Genomic DNA, 26,962 nt, shown 5'->3' with positions numbered 1-26,962 from the left:
TTTTTTTGATGCATTCTACAACAACTTCCCTTATTTTTATTATCTCATCATTTTAAAAATAATTGTTTATGAGTGTAGCCACACAACCAGGTTCTCAAAGAAATTATACGGTTCCGCTGATCACGATCTGCGCATTGTTTTTCATTTTCGGGTTTATTACCTGGGCGAATGGAACACTGATCCCTTTTTTTAAAATGTCTTTCAGTCTTAGCGATGGAGCCGCTTTTTTGGTTGCCACTGCTTCCTATATGGCTTATTTCTTCCTGGCTATTCCCTCTTCCTGGATATTAAAGCAAACAGGTTTTAAGAACGGAATTGTGCTGGGTCTTGTTGTACTTGCTCTTGGCGGATTAATATTTATTCCCGCCGCCAATTCGCATTCCTTTGGCTTGTTTCTTACCGGCATATTTGTGCAGGGAGCTTCCCTGGCCTTGCTGCAAACGGCGGTAAACCCTTATTTATCTATTATCGGCCCTATTGAGAGCGCTGCTAAACGTATCAGCATGGCTGGCATTTGCAACAAGTTTGCAGGAATGATCGTTCCCTTTATTATGGGAGCGCTGTTCCTTAAAAATGCAGGCGAAGTAGAGGCGAAAATACAAGCAGCAACAGGCGACGAGAAATTGCAATTATTGAACGATGTGCTGTCAAGGGTAAATACGCCTTATATTGTTCTGGCTGTTATTTTTATTTTATTTGCTGTTTTTGTTAAGTTTCTGAACCTCCCTGAAATACAGCCCGAAGAAGATGTGGTTGATGGAGCCAGCGGCCAGGTTATTCACCATAAAAGCATTTTTCAGTTTCCGCATTTGTTTTTGGGGGCGCTTTGCATTTTTGTATATGTTGCAGCTGAAGTGATGGCGGGAGATATCATTGGGGTATATGGAAAGGAATTAGGTATTAGTCCTGATATCGCCAAATACTTTACATCTCTTACGCTAACAGGTATGTTGATTGGCTATGTAATTGGTATTATAACAATTCCCAAATACCTTTCGCAACAAAAAGCACTCAGGATTTGCGCTCTTTTAGGAATTGTATTTTCTGTTATTGCTTACCTGAGCAGTGGTTATACCGCCGTTGTGTTTATCGCTTTACTGGGGCTGGCTAATTCTTTAATGTGGCCGGCTATTTTCCCGCTGGGAATTAATCATTTAGGAAAATTTATCAAACTGGGTTCTGCCATTATGATCATGGGTATAGCCGGCGGCGCTATATGGCCATTAATATATGCCTGGTTAAAAGATACTGCAGGGCTTGATTTTCAGCTGGCATATTTCATAACTGTACTGCCTTGTTACCTATATATCTTATACTTTGCTATTGCAGGCCACAAAGTAGGCCTGAAAGGAAAATGATAAGCGAAACAAGTATTATCGCAGTAACAACTCACAGGGCTTCAGCCCTGTTTGTTTTTTAAAGGCTGTGCTGAAATGGGAAATAGAAGAATAGCCCAATATCATGGATACGTCTGTAACGTTCAGCCCTTTTTCATATAAAAGGTATTTGGCATGTTCCATACGTTGGTTCTGGTAAAAATCAAAAATGGTGGTACCATACATTTCCTTAAACCCTTTTTTAAGATAGCACTCGTTCATGGCTACCTTACGGCTAAGGTCTTTGATGGTGATAGGTTGGCCAATGCTTTGGATTAAAATATCCCGCGCCAGCGTTATTTTCTCCCGATCAACATCACTATTCAGGAAGCGGCAGGATAAAACCTCTTCTTTATCAGAGATCCAATCCATGCTGTATAATAAAAGCATCTGTAATTGGGCATTCACATAAATATTTTCCAGGCTACCGGTATATTTATGGTTAACCAATGCTTCAATTACGCCACGTGTTTTGCAACAGAGCGGTATATTTTTCTGAAAAGAATCTTTTTTATTAAAACGTAACAGTAAATCGGTAGCATTAGAATTAACTTTACTGTTTACAAACTGGGAAAGCTGCGGAGCCGAATAATCAACCGCTACCACATCATAAGAAGGAACGCTTTGTGCACAGGCTTTTGTATTACCCGAAGTACATTTCTGACAGGCATCGGTGCTACAATACATATTTCCTGCAACGCAAAATCTTAATTTAACGCCATTTTGCTCGTTGCTTTTGCCTTTATAATCATAATTAACAATACCTATATCTTCTGCACTGTTATCTTCGTCACGCATGAAACGCCTGATCGAGTAATTTACAGACCCGGGTATATGCTGCTCTTTACATACAATGGGTTGCAGACCTTTTAATGCCTGTGTCCATGGACCTGTGACTGTTGTTATTTCGTCTTGCTTACTCATGAATTAGGTGCAAAAATAATATTGTTTGTTAAAATATTCAACTAACAGCTATTAGTTATAAATTTGGAAGCTTTATTGGGCCAAAATAATAGGAGGATATTATCAAATCTTTAATTTTGCACGCCGCTTATGCGGTAATGGCAAATTAATTGGAGCCCGAACGGCAAAAAGAAAATTTTACAGCTTTTAATGATACATTTCAACTCATACATACATCCTGACGCTAAAGTGGCGACCAATGTTAAAATAGACCCTTTTACAGTTATTCACCCCAACGTCGAAATAGGGGAGGGTACCTGGATTGGCTCCAATGTTACGATACAGGAAGGAACTACCATTGGCAAAAACTGTAAGATATTCCCGGGTACTGTTATTGGTTCCGAACCACAGGATAAGAAGTATGCTGGAGAAAAGACAACTGTAGAGATTGGAGATGATTGTGTTATACGTGAATTTGTTACCATTCACCGGGGTACCAGCGATAAATGGAAAACAGTAGTTGGAAAAGGCTGCTGGATATTGGCCTACAGCCATATCGGGCATGATTGTACCATAGGCAACTATTGTACCTTAAGTAATAGCACTCAAATAGCCGGTCACGTGGTACTGGGCGACTATGTGGGTTTTGGAGGAGTGGTTGCGGTACATCAGTTTGTAAAGATTGGTTCACACTCATTTATCAGCGGCGGGTCGCTGGTGAGCAAAGATGTGCCACCGTTTATTAAAGCAGCCAGGCAGCCTTTAAGCTATGCCGGGGTAAACTCGGTTGGTTTAAAGCGCAGGGGCTACAGCATCGAGCAAATCAATCATATTCTTGATATTTACCGGGTTTTGTATAATAAAGGATTAAATGTTACACAAGCTGTTCAGATACTCGAAGAAGAGTTTCCTGTAACAGAAGAAAGGGACGAAATACTTACTTTCATCCAGGAAAGTACCCGCGGTATCATCAAGCGGTACAGCAAAGCCAATGGCGATGACGATTCAATTGCATAATGCGGGCAAACGTTATAACCGGGACTGGATCTTCCGAAATCTCAACTATACTTTTCAGTGCGGAAAGCATTATGCGATTACCGGGCCCAACGGAAGTGGTAAAAGTACGCTTTTACAGGTTTTAAGCGGCGCTGTTTCCGTCAATGAAGGGTCCTGCAGTCATTCATTGAAAAATGCTGCCATTTCCCCCGAAAAAATATTCAGCTATACTTCGCTTTGTGCCCCCTATCTTGAGCTGGTAGAAGAATTCACCCTTACAGAGTTTCTAACCTTCCATCAATCGTTCAAGCCTTTTGTTGGCGGCATGACCGTTAATGCCGTGATCGATGCCGTTCACCTGGCCCATGCCCGTCACAAAAAGATCAATGAATACAGCAGCGGTATGAAGCAAAGAGTAAAGCTGGCTCAATGTATTTTGTCCGATACGCCCCTGGTATTACTGGATGAACCCTGCACCAATTTGGATACGGCAGGTATAGAATTATACAATCAGCTCATTAAAACCTACTGTTCAGGAAGATTGGCTGTAGTAAGTAGTAATGATATTGCTGAATATGGCTTTTGCGAAGAAGTACTGGATATTACCAGGTTCAAGTAGTTTTTTTATATCTCCGGCAACGTCAGCCTTTTTCGTTTGGAATAGATCCTGACCGCCACCACAAGTATTACACAAATACTCAGATCTAAACTGCGATGGAAGTCAAAGTACTTATTAATAAGAATAAATGCAAGCCCCCCGGCAGCGCAGGCTGTTGCATAAAGTTCTCCTTTACGTAGTAATAACGGGGCATACCCACAGAATATATCGGCAATCAAACCTCCGAAGGTAGCCGTAATAATACCCATAATTAGTGAGTACAGGTTATTAGTGCCTGTTTGAATGGCGGCCTCTATACCAACAGCCGTAAAAAGGCCAATACCCATCGCATCGGTAAAAAAGATCGTTCTTCTGAAATTGTTGACCTTATCTTTTACTAAGAAAGTAACCGCCGTACCGGCAAATACCAATCCGAAAGCCAGGTTATCGTTAATCCAGGTGAGCGGTCTTACGCCTAGTAGTAGGTCCCGCAGCGTTCCTCCTCCATAAGCCGATACAAAAGCTACTACCAGCCCGCCAAATATATCCAGTTTGGCGCCACGGGCTTTAAAGGCACCGGCAAGCGCAAACATAAAGATACCCAGGTAGGTTATGACGGTTAAGAAAGTCACTTCGCAAAATTAACTGAGCCGTTCATACAATTGATAATCCTTGAATTATTTTTATCGGCAGATGAAATGTATTTAAGCGGTGGCTTTTTAAGCAGCTTTATCTAAATTTACGATCCGTTCGTTCACCTCGTAAAAATATAGTCATGTTATCTGATATAATACTTTTTGATGTTCAGGACCATATTGCCGTTATCACCATTAACAGGCCCGATAAACTCAATGCTTTAAATAAATCAGTGTTTGACGAGTTAGACAGGTTAGTAGATACCGTTATTGAAAGACCGGACATCAGGTCGGCGATTATAACCGGTGCGGGCGAAAAGGCTTTTGTAGCGGGCGCTGATATTGGCGAGTTCAGCAGTCTGGACTCACCGTCTGGTGAAGCCCTGGCCCGGCGGGGGCAGTTGATTTTTGATAAAATTGAAAGCAGTCCCAAGATCATTGTGGCCGCGGTAAACGGGTATGCGTTAGGTGGTGGTTGTGAGCTGGCAATGGCCTGCCATTTCAGGTTGGCAAGTGATAATGCAAAATTTGGTCAGCCTGAAGTGAACCTGGGATTATTGCCGGGCTATGGTGGTACGCAGCGGCTGACACAGCTAATTGGTAAAGGAAGGACGATCGAGCTGTTGGCCACGGGTAATATGATTGATGCGTTGACTGCCTTTAATTACGGGCTGGTAAATCATGTGGTTGACAGAAGTGAATTAATCTCCAAAGCCAGGTCCATACTGGCTGTTGTTAATGTAAAGGCTCCTTTGGCGGTAGCCGCTTCCATTAAAGCTGCACAACAGGCATATGATGCCGATAAAGCTGGCTACTTAACTGAAGCCAGGCTGTTTGGTGAACTACTGCAGACCGCCGATTGTAAAGAGGGTGTTAACGCGTTTCTGGAAAAGAGGCCGGCAGTATTTAAAGGCTCATAAAATGAGACGCAGGAGCAAAAGCGCTATATTTTAAAAAAACTGGAATAGGATTTGCATTGTATGGTAAAACGCAACAGCAAGATGATGCCTATTCGCGACAATGGATGCTATTGCTTCACCTTTGAGACAATCGATACCGTAGATATTTTCACAAAAACTATGTACAAACAGATCATAGTACATAGCCTGAACCATTTTATTGATAGCAAAGGTTTGATAGTGTATGGATGGTGTCTGATGTCAAACAAATTATATTTTATCGGCCAGTCTCTGGAAAACATTTCTTTAAAAGAACTGAGAGATGATTTTGTTGTGTTTACATCCCGTAAGATCGTGGAAGCTATTCAAAGTAATCCCAGTGAACGCAATACCTGGCTCTTAAGCCATTTTCAACAAGCGGGGATGAGCGAAGGAGCTCCTGTTCAGCAATCCTGCTGGGGCGATATCAATACAACGGCACAGATAGATATGAAACAGCCGCAAAGTATGGCGGAGCAACTGGAGTTCATACATGGTTTGCCGGTAAAAGAAAGGGTAGTTCAATATTCTTCTGATTATATTTATAGCTCTTCCCGGGACTATATCGGTATGCCTGGTCTGGTAAAGATCACCAGGCCTGCAAGCGTAGAAAGCGAGCTTTACGAAATTGAAAGCCGCAAAAATGGTTTCCGCACTAACTATAACCAGCAATAGCTTCTTTTCACCTTGTTAAAATTATTGACAGCCGGGGCATCTGCTACAAGGCATGCAATATATTTGTAGTCACGTACCATGCCGCGTAAAAAGACATACAACTACAATAATATCAAGCTAATTGTTTCAGCGGTTTTTATAGTGGCTTTAGTTATTGGCCTGCTTCAATGGATCAATTCCAGGAAAGTAAAGTTTGTACACTATGAGGCATTTGGTATTGATATGCCGGTGGCATTCTCCATTCACGGTATAGACGTCTCGCGCTACCAGAAAAAAATTGCCTGGCAGGGAGTGAAAGAGATGAATGTTGCGAATATCCAGCTCAATTTTGCTTTTATAAAAGCTACTGAAGGCGTGACGCTTACTGATAAGCAATTCAGGTACAACTGGCGGCAATCTAAAAAACATGAAGTTCCCAGGGGGGCATACCATTTTTTTGTGCCGAGCCTGGATCCTGTTCAACAGGCCAAATACTTTATATCGCGGGTGAAACTTGAAAAAGGAGACCTGCCCCCGGTGCTCGACGCAGAAGTGGCGGGTATATTACCTGTGAATGTGTTTCGTGCGCGTATACAGGCATGGCTGGATTTAGTGGAAGCACATTACAAGGTAAAGCCTGTTATATATACCAACGCTGCATTTTATGAAAAATATATGGGCCCCGGGTTTAATGAATATCCTTTATGGGTGGCCCACTACTATGAGCGTAAAAGTCCCCGGATCAGCCGCCCCTGGACCTTCTGGCAGCATAATGATAAAGGGAATGTAAATGGTATTGATGCCAAAGTAGACTTTAATGTGTTTAATGGCGATATTATAGCCTTCAATGAGCTATTGATTCAATAACTATCTTCTGCCGGGATAAACCGATAAACCCACTGATAACAGGAAGTTGCGTGACTGTACATTATAGGTCCTGGTTTCAGCAGGAACACCATATTCGCTATTATCACTTTTTGATGTGGTGAAGGGATCGGTCGAAAAATTAAATCCAAAATCGAGCTTGAGCCAATCATTGTTTTTAAACCCGGTTTGCAGTAGAACGGATGGTTCAAAAACACCAAAAGTATGTTTGCGGGCGTCCATGTATCCCAAAGTGATCTCCTCGGATTCGGTATAGCTGGTTTTGATATTGTTGAGCCGGAGCAGCGAAAACCGCGGCGCTACCGACATACGCATATACTCGTTGAAGAAAAAATTAAAAGAAGGATGAAAGAAGTACTTTAACGTATTGGCTTCATAACGTCTGAAACGGGTGGCGTCAGAGGGCGTTACGGCATCAGTGGAAGACATTTTACCAAAACCTACTCCTACAACACCATTAAAATATACTTTTTCGCTTCTCCCCATAGGAGTAAAAAAGCCGGCGCCAAAGTCAAACATATGCCGGTTATACCTGACGTCCGATTTCCTGTCGGTATTTGAAAGATCATCATCGTTATAGTGATCTTTTTCGTCCCGGTAATTACCGCTGGCAGTTAACATGAAGTGATTGGTTACCGCTACAGCAACCTGTCCGTCAAATCCCGCGGAATGCCCCAGCGATTCATCGTTATCTTCATTATCAATGCTTGAAAATATTTTGGCAGGGTTACCTGCTCCTGCTGCAGAGATCTTAAAATCTCCCTGTTGCCTTAAAAAGGCAGCATTGTGTACGGAAGGCGAGTTGATATAGCGGGGGTTTGAACAAGCTGCTAAAAGCAGCACACTTAATACCAGCGCTACATGAGGGCTATTAATTTTCATATACAAGTTTATATTATTCAATAAGAAAATGGCCACGCAGGCTTCATTCGTAACCAGGCCGGGCCGCACAAGTTTTTGGAAATTCCCAATTTATTATTCTTCCCATTCACCTGCACCCATCCTGATTACTTCGTAAGCGTCGTCAACACAGTTAATGATCGTGGATGGCTCGCTGCCACCAATGCCTCCGTCTACTACTAGATCTACCAGGTTCTTATATTTATCATAAATAATCTCAGGATCAGTGTAGTCTTCGACAAAGTCACCCGGAAGGGTCGTGCTTAGAATAGGATGGCCCAGTTCTTTAACCAACTCATGAACGATTTTATTATTGGGTACCCGCAGGCCGATAGTGTCTTTTTTACTCTGCAATATCTTAGGTACCTGTTTGCTGGCAGGTAAGATAAAAGTATAAGGTCCGGGAAGATGTTCTTTTAAAACGCGGTAAGTAGTATTGGATATCTGCCTTGCAAAGTCGCTCAGGTGGCTCAGGTCACAGCATACAAAAGATAGCTGGGCTTTCCTGGGATCTATCTGTTTGATGCGACAGATCTGCTCAATAGCCTTGGTCTGATAAATATCGCAGCCCAAGCCATAAATGGTATCAGTTGGATAAACGATGATACCTCCATTACGCAGGGTTTCTGCTACCTGTTTAATCAGGCGTTCCTGTGGATCTTTGGGATGGATACGGAGAAGCATGTATCAAAGTTAACTAAAGTTGACAGGTCTTAAGTGGAAAAGTTGACTCGGGCCGATTGGGAAATAGACACCTTATTAACTTCCAAACCCTGTCTGCCGCCAGGCAGGCTTTCAACTTGTCAACTACTTACGCCACCGTCCAGGTTTCCTTACCTCTCAATAAAGCATTCAGGTCCGGAGCTTTGCGGGCAATAGCATCCTCGAGCTGAAGTGCCATCATTTCTTCGTAACAAGGGCGGTCTGTTTCGTAGAATACACCAAATGGTCTTGGTAAATGACCTTCAATAGTAGGATCGTCAAAAATGCGGGTTAATATCTGTGCTTTGTAAATGTCCTGTTCGTCATGTATCCAAAGGTCATCTGCGCTGTATCCTTCGCCAATGGTTACTACCTGCGGTTTAAATCCATCCAATCTTAAACCTTTATTACCTTCTGCTCCAAATACCAGGGGCTTGCCTTGCTCCAGGAATAAGGTCTCCAATGGCTTCGTACTTTTTTCAGTAAAAATTTCAAAAGCCCCGTCATTAAAGATATTGCAGTTCTGGTAGATCTCCAGGAAAGAGGCTCCCCTATGGCCGTTAGCTCTTAAAAGCATGGCCTGCATATGTTTAGGATCGCGATCCATGGTTCTGGCCACAAAACTGGCATCAGCGCCTAATGCAAGGGCCGCAGGATTAAAAGGATGATCGATGCTGCCAAAAGGAGTCGACTTGGTTATCTTATTTTCTTCTGAAGTGGGAGAGTATTGCCCCTTGGTTAAACCATAGATCTGGTTGTTGAAAACCAGTAAGTTAACGTCGAAATTGCGTCTTAAAAGATGAATAGTATGGTTGCCCCCGATACTCAGGCTATCGCCGTCACCACTCACGATCCAAACGCTCAGCTCAGGCCTTGCGGCTTTTAAACCACTGGCAATGGCAGTAGCCCTGCCATGAATGGAGTGCATGCCATAAGTGTTCATATAATATGGGAAACGGCTGCTGCAGCCAATACCCGATATAAATACAATATTCTCTTTAGGAATGCCCAGGCCCGGCATAATACGCTGAACCTGTGCTAATATGGAGTAATCGCCGCAACCGGGACACCACCTTACCTCCTGGTCTGTAGCGAAATCTTTTGCTGTTAATGTGGGCGCTAAAACTTCTGACATCTTATTTTTAAAATCGAGCGCAAAGGTACGATTAAACAGGGGATTGTTAGCAGGCTTGACAATTGCATGACCGTTTTTGTGTAAATTGCTGGATGCTTCAAAAAAAAATATCATTTGTGATGCTGGTAGTCAGCTGTTTGCTGATGGTGGGATTTGTAAATACGGTGCCCGGCAAAGAACGCAATTTCAAGGTTTTACCTAAGGATATCAGTGATGAAAAGCTGGACAGCCTGATGGTGACCTATAACAAGGGCCTGGGTGTAACCTGTGATTTCTGCCATGTACAGGAAATAAAAAATGGAGATACTACCCTGAATTTTGCTTCAGATGATAACCCGGTAAAAGAAGAAGGCAGGCGCATGATGCGACTCACTATTGATATCAATAAGAACTATTTTAATTACGACACCAAAGTGCATCCCGCTTTTTTGACCCGTATCAGCTGTAATACCTGCCATAAGGGAAATGCCTATCCCGAGGGGAACTAACCCCTTGTCTTGTCGGAGAATCAGCTAGTCTTCCTTTTTTACAAAAACCATCCTTGCCTGGTCTGCTTTGTAGATCTTATTATAAAAATCTACAAAACCGGTATAGTCTTTTGCGGGGAAAGTGCCGGCATTACGCTCGTAACTGCGTATCAGTAGAATAGAACGGCCTTCAATTTTATAAGAAACATGGTAAGCGCCAAATTGATTGTTCAATTTAACAGGTGGTGGCATGGATTCTATCTCGTAACCTTCTGGAATAGTGATATGCACCGTGTCTTTATCAATGAAAGCGTAAGTACATACGATATCGTGCGTTCTTTTTTCGGTTTCCGCAAGTTTGGATGTATAGGTGGAAACAATATTCGGACGCAGGAATAAGCGCTTGCCTGTAATGTTGGCATAGTCGTTTGCAACAAGCTCCAATGTCTCGTTCAAGCTTGGTACCGGGGCCTCCCGGCTTTCTAAATAGGAGAAAGCAGGGACTTCATAATTAGACAGCGTGAAAAGGCCTTGCAGTCTCTTCTTCTGCTCGTCAGGAGTGCTGTTATTGATCAACGAATGCAGGTTGTCCTGCTGCAATCCTGTGCTGGTGGTACTCACTTTTGCGGTGAGTTTACCGTTGGCATCAATAGCGGCTTTCACGTTGCGGATCTGCAAATTATTTTCTTTTCGATAAACCGGTGTACGAACAATAGTGCTGCCATTTTCACTTACCAAAAGAGCTTCCCTGTTCCCGGTGAAGGATCCCATATAGCCCGGCGCTACTGTTTGACTGGTGCATTCCAGCCAGGTAGTATCCTTACCGTTTGGTACACAAACAACCACATGATTGAACTGGTTGGATGGGAAATCACTTAAAATATCCGTTTCATCTTCACCGGCTTTTATCAGAACATTGTTGGCTTTTATCCCAGCCTCATTAAGTAATGCTACCATGTAGTTAGAGAGCGCTTTGCAATCGCCATATTTGTTATTGGCTACGTAAGTAGCGTCCAACGGCTGCCAACCTCCAATCCCCAGCTGGATACTGATATAATGTGTGTTATCCTGCATAAAACGGTACAGGGTAGCTACCTTTTCCTGGTTGTTTTTTAAATGATCAGTAAGCTGGTGTACTTTAGCTTTAATATCGGCAGGCAGTATATCGCGACCACTGTAGAGCGATAGCATGAACTTACCAAAATTCTGCCAGTTGCTCATTTCACCACTATAACCGCCAAATTCAAAAAGGGAAGGCGCAATAATAACACGGGTCGAAATATGGTCCCACTCAGGGGCATAGGCCTCGGCTGGTTTTGCAGCTTCACTATTGAGTTGCCATTGATAGATCTTACCCGACTTCTCATCTTTGGTGAGTACATTACCTGAATAAAGAAGTTCCTTATAACGGAGCGTATAATCTTTAGGTGTAATAACCGTTAACGAGGATTTTTCTACCGCTACTTCCGGGGCTGGTACAGGTTGCCACTCCGGTAAATTGAAAATACCTTTCATTTCACCTTCAACTTCGTACTCAACGGTGTAAGGATAGCTTTTATGATAAAAGTTATGCACTTTGTAACGTGCGTCATCGGCCAGGTTATTTCTGCTGGTGCCACTTTCATCGGCTATATCTTTTTTCTTTACATTTTTTATTTTATTGCCCGATGCATCGTAAAGCGTACCTGATATGTTGTTGATCTCCCTGAATTTGTCATAGTAATCAACAAAATAGGCATAGCGTTCCGCGGCCTCATTCATAATCGTATAAACATAGTGCCTGTAATAATAAGCCTTACCAGGGCTTTTTATCTCCACGCGTATATCGTCCAGCCTTTTTACCAGGTGGGCATTTGAGGTCAAAGCTTCAGGTATTTCTTTAACTGCATATTGCGCCTGGCTGCTGTAAGCCAGGACGATCAAAATAAGGAGCACAACCATTTTTTTCATAAGTAGTAAAAACTATTTTATTTTTTTCAAAACAATCTGTTCGCTTTGCTTTTTCGTAACATAACCAAAGAATTCGCGAAGCGACTGGTAGTCCTCTGCAGGAAAATTAGCTTTTTTAATATCGATCCTGCAATTCAGCATTATTTTTTTATCAGTGGCTGACACTAGGTATTCAAACATGCCATCATTTTCGTTTAACCTTACCCTGGCCGATTTGGGTATTTCATCCACCTTGTATCCTTTAGGAATGTCCATATTAAGGACATAGTTTTCTGAAATTCTAAAAGGCATCTCCACCGGGTATTTCCTGTCGGCTGCGCTAAAGGGGTTTTTACCGGTGATCTCCGAGAACATCGGATTCAGGTATACAATCTCCTGGTCTTCAAAATCAAAGCCGATGTCATAACCGATAGACACCGGATAATCAAACTTATTCAATGAGTCGACAAATGGTTTTTTAATGGTTACCGGGAAGGAGTAGCTCTTTTTGATATTCTTTACAAGGTCGTCCATGCTTTGCGTTGCTAATTTGTTTCTAAGATTGGTAGATTCATAATAACCAGGAGTAGATTTAAAAAATCCTTTAAGACCGTTTTTATCATCCTGGGTCAAAAAGATCATCGTTACCTTACGTTCAAGAACAGAGTCGGCTTCAAAAGATATATTGACTGGCTGTGGCTTTACTACAAAACCTGCTCCATTGTAGCAATCGGGTGACAATTTCCCAAAGCCCATTTTCGGCCGGGATGCGTCCAGGTAAACGGGCTCCCCATCTACAAATGTCTCACATACCAGGTAGTTATACTTGGTCATCAAGGGATACACAGGATGTGCCCATCCATGTCCCCTGGTGCTGATCATTACAGGGTTGGCCGTTGCGCCAGCATTACGTAACATGGCTATCAGTAACAAGTTGATCTCTGCCACGTTACCACTTTTTTTCCGGAAGATATCTTTCAGGGTTGTATTGTCGTTAAGAAATAATCCGGCGTTATAGGTAGCAGTAAAATTGTCCCGGACGAAGTCATACAGCCGTCTTATTTTTTCCGGGTTGGAGTTAGCTCCGTCAGCAATAGTTTTGATATCGTCATTCAACCAAAGGTTGGCCCGGGTAATTTCATTACCAAAGTCCTCTCTTTTCAACATGTTCTCAGCGGCTTTGGCCCAACTTCCAATATATTCTGTCGGCGTTTGCCCGGGAAACTCCGTTTGCTTTAGCTGGAAGTCGATTTTTGATAGGTGATTTTCAATGGTTGAGGTATAGTTCTCTTCCCTGAGCGCAGGCACATCCCGGGCAATCCAACGGTTGTTGTTTTCATAGCCGCTCAATGAAAACTGCCTGGATGCCTGCGTGCCATTTTGCTCCGAAATATTGTACGACTGCATTTTACTGCTATTCTCACTCTTCAGTGGAATATATCCCTGTGCCAGGAATACATAGCTAAAAAATTGGGGAATCTTTACTGTATATTCAGAGTAAACACGTGGCCAGCTGGTACCCTGGAACTCCCAGGGTCTCAAATGGGTAAGAAAATCTGATATGACGGTATAAGTGTATTCTAATATGGATCCTTCTTTTACATTAGGAAATGTAAACTTTTTTACTATAGTGTTCTTGCTAAGCTTTTCTTTGAAGATGCCATTGCTTTCCAGTTTGGTTTGTTTTACCTCGCCATTTTCAAGATTATAGGTTATAGCTTTGCATTCATCCAGTTTTTCTTCGGCATCACCGGATGTGTACAGGGAAATAGACACATCGGCGGCATCCATACCTTTTTTATTAATAATTTTAACCCGTCTCAGGTGTGTGTATTTGAGCGAGAAAAATCCTTTATTATTCCCTTCCAGTATGGAGCTGCCCACATCGGCAAGGATAACGGCATTGCTCGAAGTATCAATTGCCGGCGACGTAATATTGAAATCGGCTACGGATACTTTCCCGAATTTAACAGGGTTTTTGCCCTGGGCAGAAATGTACTGTACAGCAAAGCAGCAGATGCTGAGCATTGCCACACGAATTATAGATATCATAAGTTATCAGTTAGTTATATCTTCTCTTTAATTAGCTCTGCAAAATTAAAAAAAAGATAGATGGCGGAGGTATTTATTTTAATCCGCTTTTTAATCCCTGTAATAGCTGTCAGAAAAGTTTTTCATATTATCAATTAATATACTTTTTTTGAAGCTGGAAATCATGCTAGAAATTATAAGTCAGTTATCCAATCGCTCGGATAGCAGCTTGCTCAATAAAACTAAATCGAAATCTTTTGCTGATTCACGATCATAAATAACGACACCTAATTTGTCGAGCAAGTAAATTTTTGGTATGCCTCCCCCACCTAAAGAATTATAGAGTTGGCTGTCCAGTATCTGTTTCCAGTTCATGGCGTATTTATCGATTGCCTTTTTAAAGGCAGTTGAATCCTCATCGATACTAAAAGAAATGAGTTCCAGGCCCGCCTCTTTGTACTTGTTATGGATTGCAGTTAACATCGGCAACTCTTCAATACATGGTTTACACCAGGATGCCCAAATCTGTACTAGAACGTATTTTCCCCTGAGATGAAGCGATTCAATTAAATTCCCTTTTGTGTCGACAACTGAAAATGTTGGGAATTGAGCTTTAGATGCAATGTTTATTTTATTTTGAATCAAATCTTCTGTGTACATACCAGCCCTGGTGTTTTTATAACTATCCGGCATCAAATCATTATATAGCTTTAAAAGGGTTTCGGCGGCAATTTTATCTGACTTTGCGATAACAGTGCTAAAGATCCATGATGAAATGTAAAGGGAAGGATAGGATTTGATAAATGCCAATCTCCTGAAAAGCATCGAGTCTGACAGTGCCATCAACTTTTGAGTCACTTCGGCATCTTTTCCGATCTTAGGATTATTATCAAGCACAAACTTTCGCCAAATGTCGAACTGTACTTTGGTGAAACTATCTAAGGCTGCGCCACCCACTTCAGCATAGCTGGTTATATTACTGGACCGTGTTTCATCTATCGAAAAATACTCATTTTCATCTACCGATTTTATGATGTTAATGTAGCAATCTTTTTCTTTAAAAAAGCATTGCTTAAAAAGGTAGGTGCTGTCATTGTTGGAATACATTACTTCTAAGTAAGCGAAAGGAGCATATAATTTGCCCCTCCAATATTTTCTTTCCTTCGGCGTAAAAGAAAACCTGTTTATCCCATCATTAACGATAACCTCAAATTTGTCAAGATTCAAGGAGGGTGCAAAATCCAGTTTAATAAAAGCAGAGTCGTTCGCCAGCGCCCAATTACTTAAAAAAATTAAACCGGCTGCTAAGATGTTTTTTAGATATAGGTCCATACAAAAATTTATGCTGGTTTAAAATTAACCAGCATAAATAAAAAAATATCTTAAAGTTAAACACCCTTAAAAATGATACTTACCCGAATTTAAAGCGGCGTCCGCAATCCTTCTACGGGCAGCCTTTGCATTAAACGGCCCTGCTTTAGTAAAGCGTTTCAGCCCCATTAATATCATGCGGTGTTCGTCACCTTCGGCAAATGCATTGACGGCATCCTTCCCGCTTTTATTAATAGTATCAGCGGCATCGTACAGGTAGGTTTGCATGATATCGATATGAAGAGCTGCTTTCTCAATTCCCTTCTCTTCAGCTATTTTCATTACCCGCAATAAGGTGCTTTCAGCGTGAAAGGTTTGAATAGCCATATCCGCAATATTCATCAATACTTCCTGTTCGCTTTCAATCTGCATCATTAATTTTTGTACGGCTGCTCCTGAAACCATCAGTATGGCTTTTTTAAAATTAGCGATCAGTTTTCTTTCGGCGGTAAAAGGTGTTTCATCCCCATCTCCGAAATCGGGTATGCTCATCAGTTCTTTTTGTACTTCCATGGCCGGCCCCATCAGGTTCAAACGCCCTTGCATGGCTCGTTTTAGCGTCATATCCAGTGTCAGCAAACGGTTGATCTCGTTAGTTCCTTCATAAATGCGATTGATGCGGCTATCGCGGTAAGCCCGCGAAATATTGTACTCAGCGCTAAAGCCATTTCCGCCATGTATCTGTACGCCTTCATCTACTACAAAGTCGAGCAACTCGCTGCCATACACTTTCAATATCGCACATTCTATCGCATATTCTTCGGCAGCCCCCAGCAATGATTCATTAAAAGGTTTGCCCTCTTCTAATAGTTTTTTCTCCCACTCATCAATCCATTTGGCAGTACGATATAGAGCTGATTCTGCTGCGAAAATACGGATGGCCATTTCTGCAATTTTGTGCTTGATAGCGCCGAAGTTCGCAATGGGTTGTTTAAACTGTTCCCGGGTTTTGGCATATTGAACTGAGATCTCAAATGCCATTTTAGCGCCTCCTAATGCTGCTGCGCAAAGCTTTAAGCGTCCTATATTCAATATATTGAATGCGATCTTATGCCCTTTACCAATTTCGCCCAGCACGTTTTCAACCGGTACTTTGGCGTCCTGGAAATAGAGCTGTACCGTAGAGGATCCTTTTATACCCATCTTATGCTCTTCGGGTCCGTTGGTAAAACCCTCTGTACCCCTTTCTACAATAAAGCCGGTAAATCCAGCCTGTCCATCCTCGCCAACTACCCTGGCAAAAACAGTATATACCTGCGCAAATCCGCCATTGGTGATCCAGCATTTTTGCCCGTTCAGGATATAATGTTTCCCGTCTTCACTCAATTTGGCGGTTGTTTTTGAGCTTAGTGCGTCACTACCTGCATTCGGCTCAGTTAAACCATAGGCACCTGCCCATTCGCCGGTAATCAGTTTGGGTATATATTTTTGTTTTTGTTCCTCGGTCCCAAAATATAAAATAGGTAAAGTGCCAATACCCGTATGAGCAGCAATGGCTACTGAAAAGGAATGGCCGGCACCTAGGTATTCGTTGATGATCGTAGAAGTGATAAAATCCTTGCCCAGTCCACCGTATTCTTCAGGAAATGCACCTGCCAGCAGCCCCTGGTCTCCGGCTTTTTGCACCAGCGATTTCATCAGGCCCTCTTCGAGGCTGTCAATCCGGTCTAAAATAGGCATTACTTCTGCTGCAAGAAACTGTGTGCACATATCACGGATCATCAATTCCTCTTCATTAAATTGCTCGCTGGTAAAAGTGGAAGCGGGCGACGATTCTTTAATCAGCCATTCGGCTCCTTTTATTAATTCTTTGGTATCATTGGCGGCACTCATAATATGTAGAATTTAATATATTGGAATCAAATTATTTTAAATTGTCATAGACCTGCTTCAGCACCACTTTACAAATTTCAATATCAGCTAAACTTACTCCGGCCAGAGCTTCTTCAACAGTTTCAGCGGCAAATCCATGGCACTGATCCTGGATGGCTTTTGCCTTCTCAGTTAAATACACCAGGTTTTTACGGCGGTCTGTTTTTGAAGCAATCCTTGTTACCAGGCCCGCTTTTTCCAGGTTGTCTACCAGCCGGGTCATGCTGGGCTTGTCTCTAAACGTTGCCTGGCAAAGATCCTGCTGGCTAATGCCATCTTCCTTCCATAAATGATAGAGTACGCTCCATTGCTCTATAGTCAGATTCAAATCCGCGTTATTAAACTTCTTCTGTAATCGTCTTGCTATGGCCGTGCTTGCAATTCCTGTTATAAAGCTATACAGCTCACTTTTCTTAAAATGGTTGTTTGGCATATAGTTGTTTTAACAACTAATTAAAGTTAGGAAGAATTCTGAATTACAAAAACTTTAAAATTATTTATTGATCTGGCTTAAGAAAGCATGGGAGATCTCCAGACACCTGTGATTTTCCCGCTATTAAATAAATCGCATAAATAAAAGGTCAGACTTTAGTTTTGCGACATGATTTTCTTATTCGTGGCTATTTTATTATTGTGGGTTTTATATGCGGTAGTGATCCTTTATTACAATACTAACTGGGGAGCTATACCCGAGTATGCCCCCAGAAATATCATAATACCAAGTACTACGTTTTCAATTATTATTCCGGCGAGAAATGAGGCCCATAATATCGGTGCATTGCTCGATAGCATTTTGTCACAAACCTACTCGCGCGATTTATTTGAAGTGATCGTAGTAGATGATCATTCAACAGACGCAACAGCTGCCATAGTGGATGGATACGAAGGCGTGAGACTAATACAGCTAAAAGAAGATCATATTAATTCTTATAAGAAAAAGGCTATCGAAACCGGTATTGCAGCCGCCAAAAACGAATGGATCGTGTGTACCGACGCAGACTGTATGGTTAGTCCGGACTGGCTGAATGTATTTGCCTCTTTTATCGACGATAAAAATCCGGTCTTTGTAGCTGCCCCGGTTAGCTTTATTGCAGGTGCTTCAAAGGGGAAAAAAGAATCAGTTTTGTATATTTTCCAGGCATTGGATTTTTTAACGTTGCAGGGTATCACCGGGGCTTCTGTTGCGGGCAAAAAGCACAATATGTGTAACGGGGCGAACCTGGCTTATAAACGGGAAGTGTTTTATGAGGTAGAGGGGTTTAAAGGAATTGATACGATTGCGTCGGGCGATGACATGCTCTTGATGCATAAAATATGGAAGCGATATCCTGAGCAGATCGGATACCTCAAATCAAAAGAAGCCATAGTAGAGACAGAAGCAGCGCCTACCTGGAAATCTTTTTTCAACCAGCGCATCCGGTGGGCCAGTAAGGCCACCAGTTATGATGACAAAAGAATTTTTATCGTTTTGTTACTGGTGTACCTTTTCAATTGTTCTTTTCCCGCACTTTTAATATTGTCGGTTTTCAATATTATATACCTGTATGCTTTTTTAATTTTTATTGTATTGAAAACCTTGGTCGAGGTATCTTTTGTAGAAAAAGTAAGCCGTTTTTTTAATCGCCGCCATCTTTTAAAATATTTCTTCTTTTTTCAGCCGCTCCATATTGGATATACAATTATTTCCGGTTTTCTGGGAACCTTCGGAAGTTATGAGTGGAAGGGGAGGACGGTAAAATGAGTTTTATTGATTATAACCATAATGTTTTTGAGCAAATCATTTTAGTGTTTTGATTTACATTTGAGAACAATGAGCAGCATATTTAAGAACCCCGCCTGGAAAAGGCTTAAAAAGAACAAGGGCGCGATGGCCGGGCTGGTGGTAATCATCATTGCTGTTTTTGCCGCTGTATTCTGCTATTTTATTGCACCAGACGGATCGCCTTATTCCAACAGGATCATTCTTGAAATAGGAGGTGAAAAACCGGGCGCTAAAAAACAATTCCTGCAGGTTAAAAAAGACGCCTATGAGCCTCCGGATTTTTTCGAAGAACTATTTTACGGGCAGCCAGATGCGTATCATTTTATGCCCATCAACCAATACAGTATAAAAGGGGATAGCATTATTGCGGAAAAATACATTGACGAGGGCGTGAGCGAGCGGGTCAGTTATCCAAAAACCGCTCTTGCTGATAAGCCTGTAAGCACGAAAACCTATTGGGTAGGAACGGATAGTTATGGGCGCGATATATTAAGCAGGTTGATCGTTGGTACAAGGGTGAGCCTTAGTGTAGGATTGATCACTGTGATCATCTCCATTAGCATCGGGCTTATATTAGGATCGCTTGCAGGATTTTACAGGGGGAAGACCGATGATTTGATTATGTGGTTTATCAACGTAATATGGAGTATACCCACGCTATTGCTGGTATTTGCCATTACACTGGCGCTGGGTAAAGGTTTTTGGCAGGTATTTATAGCAGTGGGGCTTACTATGTGGGTGAATGTGGCGCGTTTGGTACGCGGACAGGTATTGGCCGTACGGGAGCTTGAGTATGTAGAAGCGGCCAGGGCATTGGGTTTCAGAAATATCAGGATTATTGCGATACATATCTGGCCCAATATTGTAGGACCCGTATTGGTAATTGCTGCAGCTAATTTTGCTTCCGCTATAGTAATTGAAGCGGGCCTGAGCTTCCTGGGCGTTGGGGTACAGCCGCCCATGCCCAGCTGGGGACTGATGATCAAAGAAAACTACAACTTCATCATCACTCAAAACCCTATGCTGGCGCTGGCTCCCGGCTTTGCCATTATGATATTGGTACTGGCGTTTAACCTGTTGGGAAACGGGCTAAGAGATGCGCTGAATGTAAAAGGAAAGCTGTAAGAAAGTTGACGGTGGGTAGATGACAGTTGACAGTGTCTAATGCTCCAATGATCCTTATTCAGACTAAACTGTTTTCCTGCCATCTGTCAACATTCCTCTACTTCCTAATAGAGTCCTTCAATGCTCAAATACCGCTCGCCCGTGTCATAGTTGAAAGTAAGTATGGTAGCGCCTTCCGGAATTTCAGGGAGCTTTTTTGCAACCGCTGCTAATGCCGCGCCGGTGGAGATCCCCACAAAAATCCCCTCTTCTCTGGCCAATCTTTTAGCATAATCGAAAGACTCATCTTTTCCTACGGCGATGGCGCCGTCCAGAACTTCGGTTTTTAAAATGCCTGGAATAAAACCGGCTCCAAGACCCTGCAAAGGATGCGGGCCCGGTGCACCGCCACTGATAACGGGTGATAATTCAGGCTCTACAGCAAACACTTTAAGGTTAGGAAATTGCTCTTTTAAGATTTCGGCAACGCCGGTTATGTGGCCACCGGTACCAACACCTGTGATCAGGTAGTCTATGCCCTCCGGAAAATCCTGCAGTATTTCAGCTGCTGTTGTTTTACGGTGAATGGCTGTATTGGCTTCATTAGTAAATTGCTGAGGAACCCAGGCATGAGGCGTAGCGGCGGCCAGTTCATTGGCTTTTTCAATCGCTCCGGTCATACCTCTCTCACGTGGTGTCAATACAAATTCAGCGCCATACACACTCATCAGTTTCCGGCGCTCCACGCTCATGCTTTCCGGCATCACCAGTATTAATTTATATCCTTTTACCGCCGCAACCAGGGCCAACCCGATACCCGTATTCCCACTGGTAGGTTCAATAATAACCGAATCCTTATGTAATAAACCTTTTTGCTCGGCATCTTCAATCATCGCCAAAGCGATACGGTCCTTAATGCTGCCGCCGGGGTTGGCTTTTTCCAGCTTGATCCATACCTTATGGTTATTGCCAAAAAGGTGGTTGATTTGAACATGTGGCGTATTACCAATTGTTTGCAGGATGTTTTGTGCTTTCAATGTATGTTTTTTAGTTGACTGATGATGGTAGCTGACAGATGACAGCCGAAAACTGCTTATCTGAAAACTGATATTATCAATCAGATTACAAAATTCAAAATATTTTCTTCAGGTGGCAGCAGGTCTTTTACATTCACCTCGCTTTTATGATAAACCACGGAATTATTTGGTACACTGTTGGTTAACCACACATTACCGCCTATGATACTGTCTTTTCCGATAACCGTATTACCACCCAGTATCGTGGCGCCCGAGTAAATGACTACATTATCTTCAATAGTAGGATGTCGCTTGGTGGTAGCCAGTGTTTTAGCTACGCTTAACGCACCAAGGGTTACACCCTGGTAAATTTTTACATGGTTGCCTATCAGGGATGTTTCTCCAATTACAACACCGGTACCATGATCAATACTGAAAGAATGACCTATTGTGGCGCCGGGGTGGATATCGATGCCTGTTTTACCATGAGCGTACTCGCTGAAAAGACGGGGCAATACCGGTACTTCCAGCTCGTGTAACTGATGCGATAAGCGATAGACTGCTGTAGCGTAAAATCCGGGATAAGCAGCCATTACTTCTTCGAGCGATTTTGCAGCAGGGTCTGACTGCAGAAGGGCTTCAGCATCTTTCAATAGCAGGGTAAAGAGGGATGGCAGCGATTCGAAATAGCCATCTCTTATATCCTGTATCGCCTGGGGATCCTGTATCACATCCTGCAGCAAATGGCTAAACTTATCTTTTAACGATGTAAACTGGTCTCTTAACTGTGCCTCGCATTTATGATCAATATCATTCGGGAGAAACAGTACGGTATACAATTCATCGATAAAACTTTCTACCGCGCCCTTATCGGGGAAGCCAGAAAAGCACCTGGAATTTCTATTAAACAAAAACTTGATAAAATCTTCACTCATTTTTATCCTATTAACACAGTAGACAAAAATAAATGATAAAAAGGGAACTGGAAAATGAAGGTTTTTTTAAAAAAATTTGGAAAAGCGGAAAAACTAGTGTTATATTTACACTGTACTACACAAATAGTACACCAAATCACTAATTATGATAACGATCCATAACCTGCATTTTTCCTACAAAAAGAAGAAGATCTTTAACGGTCTTTCTTTGTCATTTTCGCCGGGGCATATTTATGGCTTGCTGGGTAAAAACGGCACCGGTAAATCTACCTTGTTAAAGAACATTATGGGCTCTTTATTCCCCAGCCAGGGCAGTATTAACGTATTGGGATATCAACCGGGCAAGCGGCAACCCGCGTTTTTACAGGATGCGTTTATAGTGCCAGAGGAATTTTATTTACCCGATGTGGCTATTGAAAAATTTGTATCCTGCAATGCGCCGTTTTATCCCAGGTTTTCCAGGCCGCAGTTCAACACCTATTTGCAGGAGTTCGACATTCCCCTGGAGAACAGCCTGCAGCAAATGAGCTATGGTCAGAAAAAGAAAGTATTGATCAGTTTTGCCCTGGCTTGCAATACTTCGATCCTTTTAATGGATGAACCTTCAAACGGACTGGATATTATGAGTAAAAGCCAGTTTAGAAAGGTGATTGCAGGGGCCATTGATGATAATAAATGTGTGATCATCAGCACCCACCAGGTAAAAGACCTCGAAAACCTGATAGACCGGATCACCATTATTGATGAGGGGAATATTTTATTTGATCAGACCATTGATGACATTAGCTCTAAACTGTCATTTAGAATCTCATTTGATGATGAAGAAACAAAGAAAGCTTTTTATAAAGAAGAGTCCTTAAAAGGCAATGTGATTGTAGCACCTAATACCTACGCAGAAGAGTCTAAAATAGACCTGGAATTGTTGTACAAAGCGGTTGTAACCAACGGCAATAATGTTAATACTGTATTCAAAAATCAACCATAAACCTTATTTGAAATGACTGCAAATTTTAGTCTTAAAAGAACCTTTCAGCTAATAAGCAAACAATGGGGGGAGAACCGCCGTATGTACCTGATGTCGGTATTGGCTTTGCTTGGCTTATTAGGCATTGTATTTGGATTCTGGGCTGCCAATGGAGGTCCCCGCTATAATGAGGAGGCCGCATATCTTATTGGGTTATTTGGATTGTTTATCACCGGAGCTATTTTCGCGAGTACTGCTTTTAACATGTTAGGCAGTAAGGATAAGGGCATCTACTGGATCAGTTTCCCGGCCAGTCACCTCGAAAAGTTTATAGCAACCTGGTTTTTTAATTTTTTAGTATTTTCTATTGTGTATCTGGTTTGTTTTTTACTGTTAAAAACAGGCGTTGAATCCTACATCCGGGCATTGACAGACAATGACCCTGGAAAATATGCATATAAGCGTGTGAACTGGAATGATAAGAATGGAATTAATGCGGCCCTGCCCTATTTTATCAGCGCCTTTTTTGCGGTACAGGCGGCATTTTTATTGGGCTCTGTTACTTTTAAGCGATTCTCATTTATTATTACTATTGTGATTATTGCTGCTTTCCTTTTCTTATTTATTTATTATGTTTCAAAGATTGCCAACAGTGCACTGGCAAATTATAACTGGAATCTTTTTTCTTTACGGGATCCTTACGTCCGGGGCGAAGAGACCTATAAAGAATATACTTTGTCACCGGTTATTAAGGAGAGTATCCTGTTCTTTCTTAAGTTTTTGATAGCGCCATTTCTGTGGTTAATCACATGGGTAAAGCTAAAAGAAAAACAAATCTGATTTATCCCCCAATGAAATAACTATTTTATGCAATTTGATAATAATGCACAGGCCATTTATTTACAAATAGCCGACTATGTGTGTGAAAAAATACTATTGAAGGAATGGCCGCCCGATGCCAAGATCCCAAGCGTACGCGATCTGGCAATGCAGCTGGAAGTGAACCCCAACACGGTAGCGAGGTCTTATGATTTTCTGAAACAACAGGATATCATACAGGATAAAAGAGGCATTGGTTATTTTATCACTACCGAGGGGTTAAAGACGGCCACCGCTTACCGCAAGCAGGAGTTTATGGAGAAAGAGTTACCATCGTTCTTTAGAAATATGTACCTGCTGGGAATAGAGCCGGAGGACCTCAAACAGAAATACGAAAAATTTAAGAAACAGTACGCCTAACAAACTAAATGTTTACGAATGAAGACGAGTAATAAATTATTGATTGGCCTGGTGCTGCTGCTTTTTTCATTCCCATTAATACTGGTGATGGGTTTTAAAGCAGCTATAAAAGCGGACAGGTATATTGTAAAAAATAATAACGGCTATGAAGTGTCTGCACCAAAAGAGGTAAAAGCCTTTACTGCCATTAAGCTTAACGGAATTCCGTTTACCACTGAATTCGGCTTAAAAGCCCATATTAAGTATGGCGATAAATTCAGCTACTTTATCAAAAATTACGATATGGCTAATCCTGAGGAAGGTAGAACGGATAGCTGTCGCATACGGTTGGTCGGTGATACGCTGTTGGTTGAATATACTCCAAGGCAATCAATTAGAATAGACGAGCCCAATTATTCCTATGGTATAGAAATAGATATAACCATTCCTCAATCCGTTCCGGTGATAGCAAGTGCTACAAGTATCACCATAGATAGCAGTGCTGCTGCATTGGGAGCAATGAACTTTGCACTCTCTGCGGGCTCATTGGATATAAGGCCAATAGCTACGATTCAGGGGGAACCTATGCCTCAGCCGGTAGTGTTCCAGAAAATAACAGTAAATGCCCATCATGCATCTATAAAGATTGGGGATCAGGTAAACATTAAAAATTTAGAGCTTGGTTTAGATGGAACATCTGATATTAGCTTTAGAGAAGCTACTTCTATTGATACCATAAGCGGCCATATTTCTGAAGCCTCTTTTTTCAATGCACCTTACCGGTATAGTAAATTTTTGAAATAAGGATCGATCAATCCAGATAGTCGCAATCAATGACTTAATCTTTAAGCTGCTAAAACCTGGTTAATTACAGTATATGTTTTCTATTGAAGCTTCCAACCTGGCATACCGGTTTGGAAACGGGCAACCCGTGCTCAATAATGTGACTTTGCAGGTGCCGGAAAGATCCATTTATGGCTTTTTAGGTCCTAACGGCGCAGGAAAAACAACCACGCTGAAGCTTATCCTGGGTTTGATCCGTAAGCAGCAGGGATCGGTAAAAATACTGGGTGAAGATTTTAGTCAAAACCGGATAAGTATTCTTGGTAAAGTAGGCAGTTTGATTGAATCACCCTCTGTTTATAGTCAGCTTTCGGCAACTGATAATTTAAAGGTTTACCAAAATGTATATAAGGTCACGCAGTCGAGAATCAAGGAAGTTCTTAATATGGTGGGGCTTGGAGCTGCAGGTAGAAAAAAGGCCGGACAGTTTTCATTGGGTATGAAGCAACGATTGGCTATTGCAGTTGCCTTGCTTCATAATCCATCGTTATTGATCCTCGATGAGCCTACTAATGGTCTTGATCCCAACGGCATCGTTGAAATACGTGAAATGCTGCAGCAACTGAACCGGGATCGTGGAACGACCATTGTAGTATCCAGTCATTTGCTTTCTGAGATCGATAGGATGGCTACGCATATAGGCTTGATACACCAGGGGATGATGTTGTTTGAAGGGACGATGAGCGAGCTCAGAGCAAAAAAAAGCAGGACATCTTCCGTTATTTACAGGATTAGCAACATGGAAAAAGCGGAAGATATATTTTCCCAAAAAGGAATCGTCTGTGAAAGATCTGAGGGTGCTATTAAAATTCCCTTTCAGCAAAAGGAAATAACGGCACAACTTATCCGCGATCTTGTTCTGGAGCATATTGACGTGTACGAAGTTGCAGTTGAAGCCGATGATTTGGAAACCATATTTATGCAAACTATAACCGGATAAAGTGGCAACATTTGTAAACGCAATACGCAGTGAGTGGCTGAAAACAAAAAGCAGTGCAGCATCATGGTTATGTATAGTTGGCGGTTTCCTGATTCCGCTGATTTATTGCATTAACTTTTTCCGCACGGGTAAAAGCATCAATGGAGAAACACACCCGGATATATGGCAGGTATATTTTAAACAGCTTTGGATGAGTATGTCTTTCTTCCTGCTCCCAATGGGCGTAATGCTGGCTGCCAGTCTGATAGCACAGGTGGAATTCAGGAATAATACCTGGAAGCAGCTCAATGCGACCCCACAAAAGTATAGTACCATTTATGCAGCTAAGTTGTCTGTATTACTGCTGATGACATTAAAGTTCTTTTTGTATTTTAACATAGGTGTTATCCTTTCTGCAGTCATCCCCTGCCTGGTTTATGATCATCGATTCCCTGATCAGGCCATACCCTGGTCTCATTTTCTTGAATTAAATGGATACTATTTGCTTTCCTGCATTCCTATTGTTACGCTTCAATATATAATCAGCTTTCGTATAAAGAATTTTATGGTTCCCCTGGGAATTGGCCTGGGGGGAGTCGTCATTACGCTTATTGCATTTAAATGGAGATACATCTACTTCAGCCCGTACGTTTATAGTATGCTTTATGCAAGGGAGGGACGTGCCTCCACAAATACTGTTATTGTATATTCGGCCGCTTATTCTTTATTGTTCGCTGTTGCAGGCTACGGTGTATATGTATTTCAAAAAATAAAAGGGTAAAAGTTAAAAACCTATCAGTTGTATATAA

Annotated in this window: 27 protein-coding genes; 15 read left to right on the top strand and 12 right to left on the bottom strand. The window is 42.0% G+C overall.

All coding sequences use genetic code 11. The annotated features are described in order from the left end of the window. The first annotated feature begins 68 nt into the window (after positions 1 to 68). Positions 69 to 1,358, top strand: a complete 1,290-nt coding sequence (locus tag U0035_RS11360) for a sugar MFS transporter (protein ID WP_114789915.1) — start codon at positions 69 to 71, stop codon at positions 1,356 to 1,358. A 15-nt stretch (positions 1,359 to 1,373) separates the two neighbouring features. Here U0035_RS11360 and U0035_RS11355 read toward each other — a convergent pair whose 3' ends face one another. Then, the gene (locus U0035_RS11355; RefSeq protein ID WP_114789914.1) at positions 1,374 to 2,300 is read right to left on the bottom strand and encodes a helix-turn-helix domain-containing protein; all 927 of its coding nucleotides are present in this window, start codon (positions 2,298 to 2,300) and stop codon (positions 1,374 to 1,376) included. A gap of 189 nt (positions 2,301 to 2,489) precedes the next feature. On the opposite strand from U0035_RS11355, the gene lpxA reads away from it, so the two are divergent. Both lpxA and U0035_RS11345 read left to right on the top strand, forming a co-directional pair. Beyond that, positions 2,490 to 3,296: an acyl-ACP--UDP-N-acetylglucosamine O-acyltransferase gene (gene lpxA, locus U0035_RS11350; protein ID WP_114789913.1), complete on the top strand. Its 807-nt coding sequence runs from the start codon at positions 2,490 to 2,492 to the stop codon at positions 3,294 to 3,296. Continuing rightward, on the top strand, positions 3,277 to 3,894 hold the full coding sequence (locus U0035_RS11345) for an ABC transporter ATP-binding protein (RefSeq protein WP_114789912.1): 618 nt from the start codon (positions 3,277 to 3,279) through the stop codon (positions 3,892 to 3,894). The genes lpxA and U0035_RS11345 overlap by 20 nt, the downstream gene beginning before the upstream one ends. Positions 3,895 to 3,899: 5 nt before the next feature. Here U0035_RS11345 and U0035_RS11340 read toward each other — a convergent pair whose 3' ends face one another. Then, a complete protein-coding gene (locus tag U0035_RS11340) occupies positions 3,900 to 4,505 on the bottom strand; it encodes a trimeric intracellular cation channel family protein (RefSeq protein WP_162817785.1) in 606 nt (201 codons plus the stop codon). A 143-nt stretch (positions 4,506 to 4,648) separates the two neighbouring features. Between U0035_RS11340 and U0035_RS11335 the strand changes: the two genes are divergently transcribed. The 3 genes from U0035_RS11335 to U0035_RS11325 all read left to right on the top strand — a co-directional run bounded on the left by U0035_RS11335 (position 4,649) and on the right by U0035_RS11325 (position 6,967). Further along, positions 4,649 to 5,428 (top strand): enoyl-CoA hydratase/isomerase family protein, encoded by a 780-nt coding sequence (locus tag U0035_RS11335; protein WP_114789910.1) that lies wholly within the window; start codon positions 4,649 to 4,651, stop codon positions 5,426 to 5,428. Positions 5,429 to 5,509: 81 nt separating this feature from the next. Further along, positions 5,510 to 6,121, top strand: a complete 612-nt coding sequence (locus tag U0035_RS11330; protein ID WP_211316360.1) for a hypothetical protein — start codon at positions 5,510 to 5,512, stop codon at positions 6,119 to 6,121. 78 nt (positions 6,122 to 6,199) lie between these two features. Further along, positions 6,200 to 6,967, top strand: coding sequence for a glycoside hydrolase family 25 protein (locus tag U0035_RS11325; RefSeq protein WP_114789908.1), 768 nt, complete (start codon positions 6,200 to 6,202; stop codon positions 6,965 to 6,967). Here U0035_RS11325 and U0035_RS11320 read toward each other — a convergent pair whose 3' ends face one another. The 3 genes from U0035_RS11320 to U0035_RS11310 form a co-directional block, all read right to left on the bottom strand. Continuing rightward, positions 6,968 to 7,867: a hypothetical protein gene (locus tag U0035_RS11320; RefSeq protein WP_162817783.1), complete on the bottom strand. Its 900-nt coding sequence runs from the start codon at positions 7,865 to 7,867 to the stop codon at positions 6,968 to 6,970. Between the two features lie 93 nt (positions 7,868 to 7,960). Continuing rightward, positions 7,961 to 8,569, bottom strand: coding sequence for an L-threonylcarbamoyladenylate synthase (locus tag U0035_RS11315; protein ID WP_114789906.1), 609 nt, complete (start codon positions 8,567 to 8,569; stop codon positions 7,961 to 7,963). A 127-nt stretch (positions 8,570 to 8,696) separates the two neighbouring features. Beyond that, positions 8,697 to 9,722 (bottom strand): 2-oxoacid:ferredoxin oxidoreductase subunit beta, encoded by a 1,026-nt coding sequence (locus U0035_RS11310; RefSeq protein WP_114789905.1) that lies wholly within the window; start codon positions 9,720 to 9,722, stop codon positions 8,697 to 8,699. A gap of 92 nt (positions 9,723 to 9,814) precedes the next feature. Here U0035_RS11310 and U0035_RS11305 point away from each other — a divergent pair, with 92 nt between their 5' ends. Then, positions 9,815 to 10,210 (top strand): c-type cytochrome, encoded by a 396-nt coding sequence (locus U0035_RS11305; protein WP_114789904.1) that lies wholly within the window; start codon positions 9,815 to 9,817, stop codon positions 10,208 to 10,210. 24 nt (positions 10,211 to 10,234) lie between these two features. On the opposite strand, the gene U0035_RS11300 is transcribed toward U0035_RS11305, so the two are convergent. The 5 genes from U0035_RS11300 to U0035_RS11280 all read right to left on the bottom strand — a co-directional run bounded on the left by U0035_RS11300 (position 10,235) and on the right by U0035_RS11280 (position 17,825). Beyond that, positions 10,235 to 12,139, bottom strand: coding sequence for a DUF3858 domain-containing protein (locus tag U0035_RS11300; protein WP_114789903.1), 1,905 nt, complete (start codon positions 12,137 to 12,139; stop codon positions 10,235 to 10,237). Between the two features lie 12 nt (positions 12,140 to 12,151). Beyond that, a complete protein-coding gene (locus tag U0035_RS11295; RefSeq protein WP_114789902.1) occupies positions 12,152 to 14,170 on the bottom strand; it encodes a transglutaminase family protein in 2,019 nt (672 codons plus the stop codon). Between the two features lie 180 nt (positions 14,171 to 14,350). Then, positions 14,351 to 15,376 carry a TlpA family protein disulfide reductase gene (locus tag U0035_RS11290; RefSeq protein WP_162817782.1) on the bottom strand — a complete coding sequence of 342 codons (1,026 nt, stop codon included), beginning with the start codon at positions 15,374 to 15,376 and terminating at the stop codon, positions 14,351 to 14,353. 171 nt (positions 15,377 to 15,547) lie between these two features. Then, a complete protein-coding gene (locus U0035_RS11285; RefSeq protein WP_114789900.1) occupies positions 15,548 to 17,353 on the bottom strand; it encodes an acyl-CoA dehydrogenase FadE in 1,806 nt (601 codons plus the stop codon). Between the two features lie 31 nt (positions 17,354 to 17,384). Next, on the bottom strand, positions 17,385 to 17,825 hold the full coding sequence (locus U0035_RS11280; RefSeq protein WP_114789899.1) for a MarR family winged helix-turn-helix transcriptional regulator: 441 nt from the start codon (positions 17,823 to 17,825) through the stop codon (positions 17,385 to 17,387). A 168-nt stretch (positions 17,826 to 17,993) separates the two neighbouring features. Here U0035_RS11280 and U0035_RS11275 point away from each other — a divergent pair, with 168 nt between their 5' ends. Together U0035_RS11275 and U0035_RS11270 are read left to right on the top strand one after the other, a co-directional pair. Next, a complete protein-coding gene (locus U0035_RS11275) occupies positions 17,994 to 19,133 on the top strand; it encodes a glycosyltransferase (protein ID WP_114789898.1) in 1,140 nt (379 codons plus the stop codon). Positions 19,134 to 19,202: 69 nt separating this feature from the next. Beyond that, positions 19,203 to 20,279, top strand: coding sequence for an ABC transporter permease (locus U0035_RS11270; protein WP_114789897.1), 1,077 nt, complete (start codon positions 19,203 to 19,205; stop codon positions 20,277 to 20,279). 104 nt (positions 20,280 to 20,383) lie between these two features. On the opposite strand, the gene cysK is transcribed toward U0035_RS11270, so the two are convergent. Together cysK and epsC are read right to left on the bottom strand one after the other, a co-directional pair. Next, positions 20,384 to 21,295: a cysteine synthase A gene (gene cysK, locus U0035_RS11265; protein ID WP_114789896.1), complete on the bottom strand. Its 912-nt coding sequence runs from the start codon at positions 21,293 to 21,295 to the stop codon at positions 20,384 to 20,386. Positions 21,296 to 21,375: 80 nt separating this feature from the next. Continuing rightward, positions 21,376 to 22,209, bottom strand: coding sequence for a serine O-acetyltransferase EpsC (gene epsC / locus U0035_RS11260; RefSeq protein ID WP_114789895.1), 834 nt, complete (start codon positions 22,207 to 22,209; stop codon positions 21,376 to 21,378). A 145-nt stretch (positions 22,210 to 22,354) separates the two neighbouring features. Between epsC and U0035_RS11255 the strand changes: the two genes are divergently transcribed. The 6 genes from U0035_RS11255 (at position 22,355) to U0035_RS11230 (ending at position 26,934) form a co-directional block, all read left to right on the top strand. Beyond that, positions 22,355 to 23,194, top strand: a complete 840-nt coding sequence (locus U0035_RS11255; protein ID WP_114789894.1) for an ABC transporter ATP-binding protein — start codon at positions 22,355 to 22,357, stop codon at positions 23,192 to 23,194. 12 nt (positions 23,195 to 23,206) lie between these two features. Beyond that, positions 23,207 to 24,013 (top strand): hypothetical protein, encoded by an 807-nt coding sequence (locus U0035_RS11250; protein WP_114789893.1) that lies wholly within the window; start codon positions 23,207 to 23,209, stop codon positions 24,011 to 24,013. A gap of 27 nt (positions 24,014 to 24,040) precedes the next feature. Then, a complete protein-coding gene (locus U0035_RS11245; RefSeq protein ID WP_114789892.1) occupies positions 24,041 to 24,412 on the top strand; it encodes a GntR family transcriptional regulator in 372 nt (123 codons plus the stop codon). An 18-nt stretch (positions 24,413 to 24,430) separates the two neighbouring features. Then, entirely contained in the window at positions 24,431 to 25,195 is a 765-nt protein-coding gene (locus U0035_RS11240) for a hypothetical protein (protein WP_114789891.1), read from the top strand. Between the two features lie 73 nt (positions 25,196 to 25,268). After that, complete coding sequence (locus U0035_RS11235; protein WP_114789890.1) at positions 25,269 to 26,174, top strand: ABC transporter ATP-binding protein; 906 nt, start codon at positions 25,269 to 25,271, stop codon at positions 26,172 to 26,174. Between the two features lies 1 nt (position 26,175). After that, a complete protein-coding gene (locus tag U0035_RS11230; RefSeq protein ID WP_114789889.1) occupies positions 26,176 to 26,934 on the top strand; it encodes an ABC transporter permease in 759 nt (252 codons plus the stop codon). Positions 26,935 to 26,962: the final 28 nt, after the last annotated feature.

It is taken from the genome of Niabella yanshanensis (assembly GCF_034424215.1).
Lineage (GTDB): Bacteria > Bacteroidota > Bacteroidia > Chitinophagales > Chitinophagaceae > Niabella > Niabella yanshanensis.
Note: the sequence above shows the minus strand (reverse complement) of the source record. Positions and strands in the feature narration are given on the sequence as shown.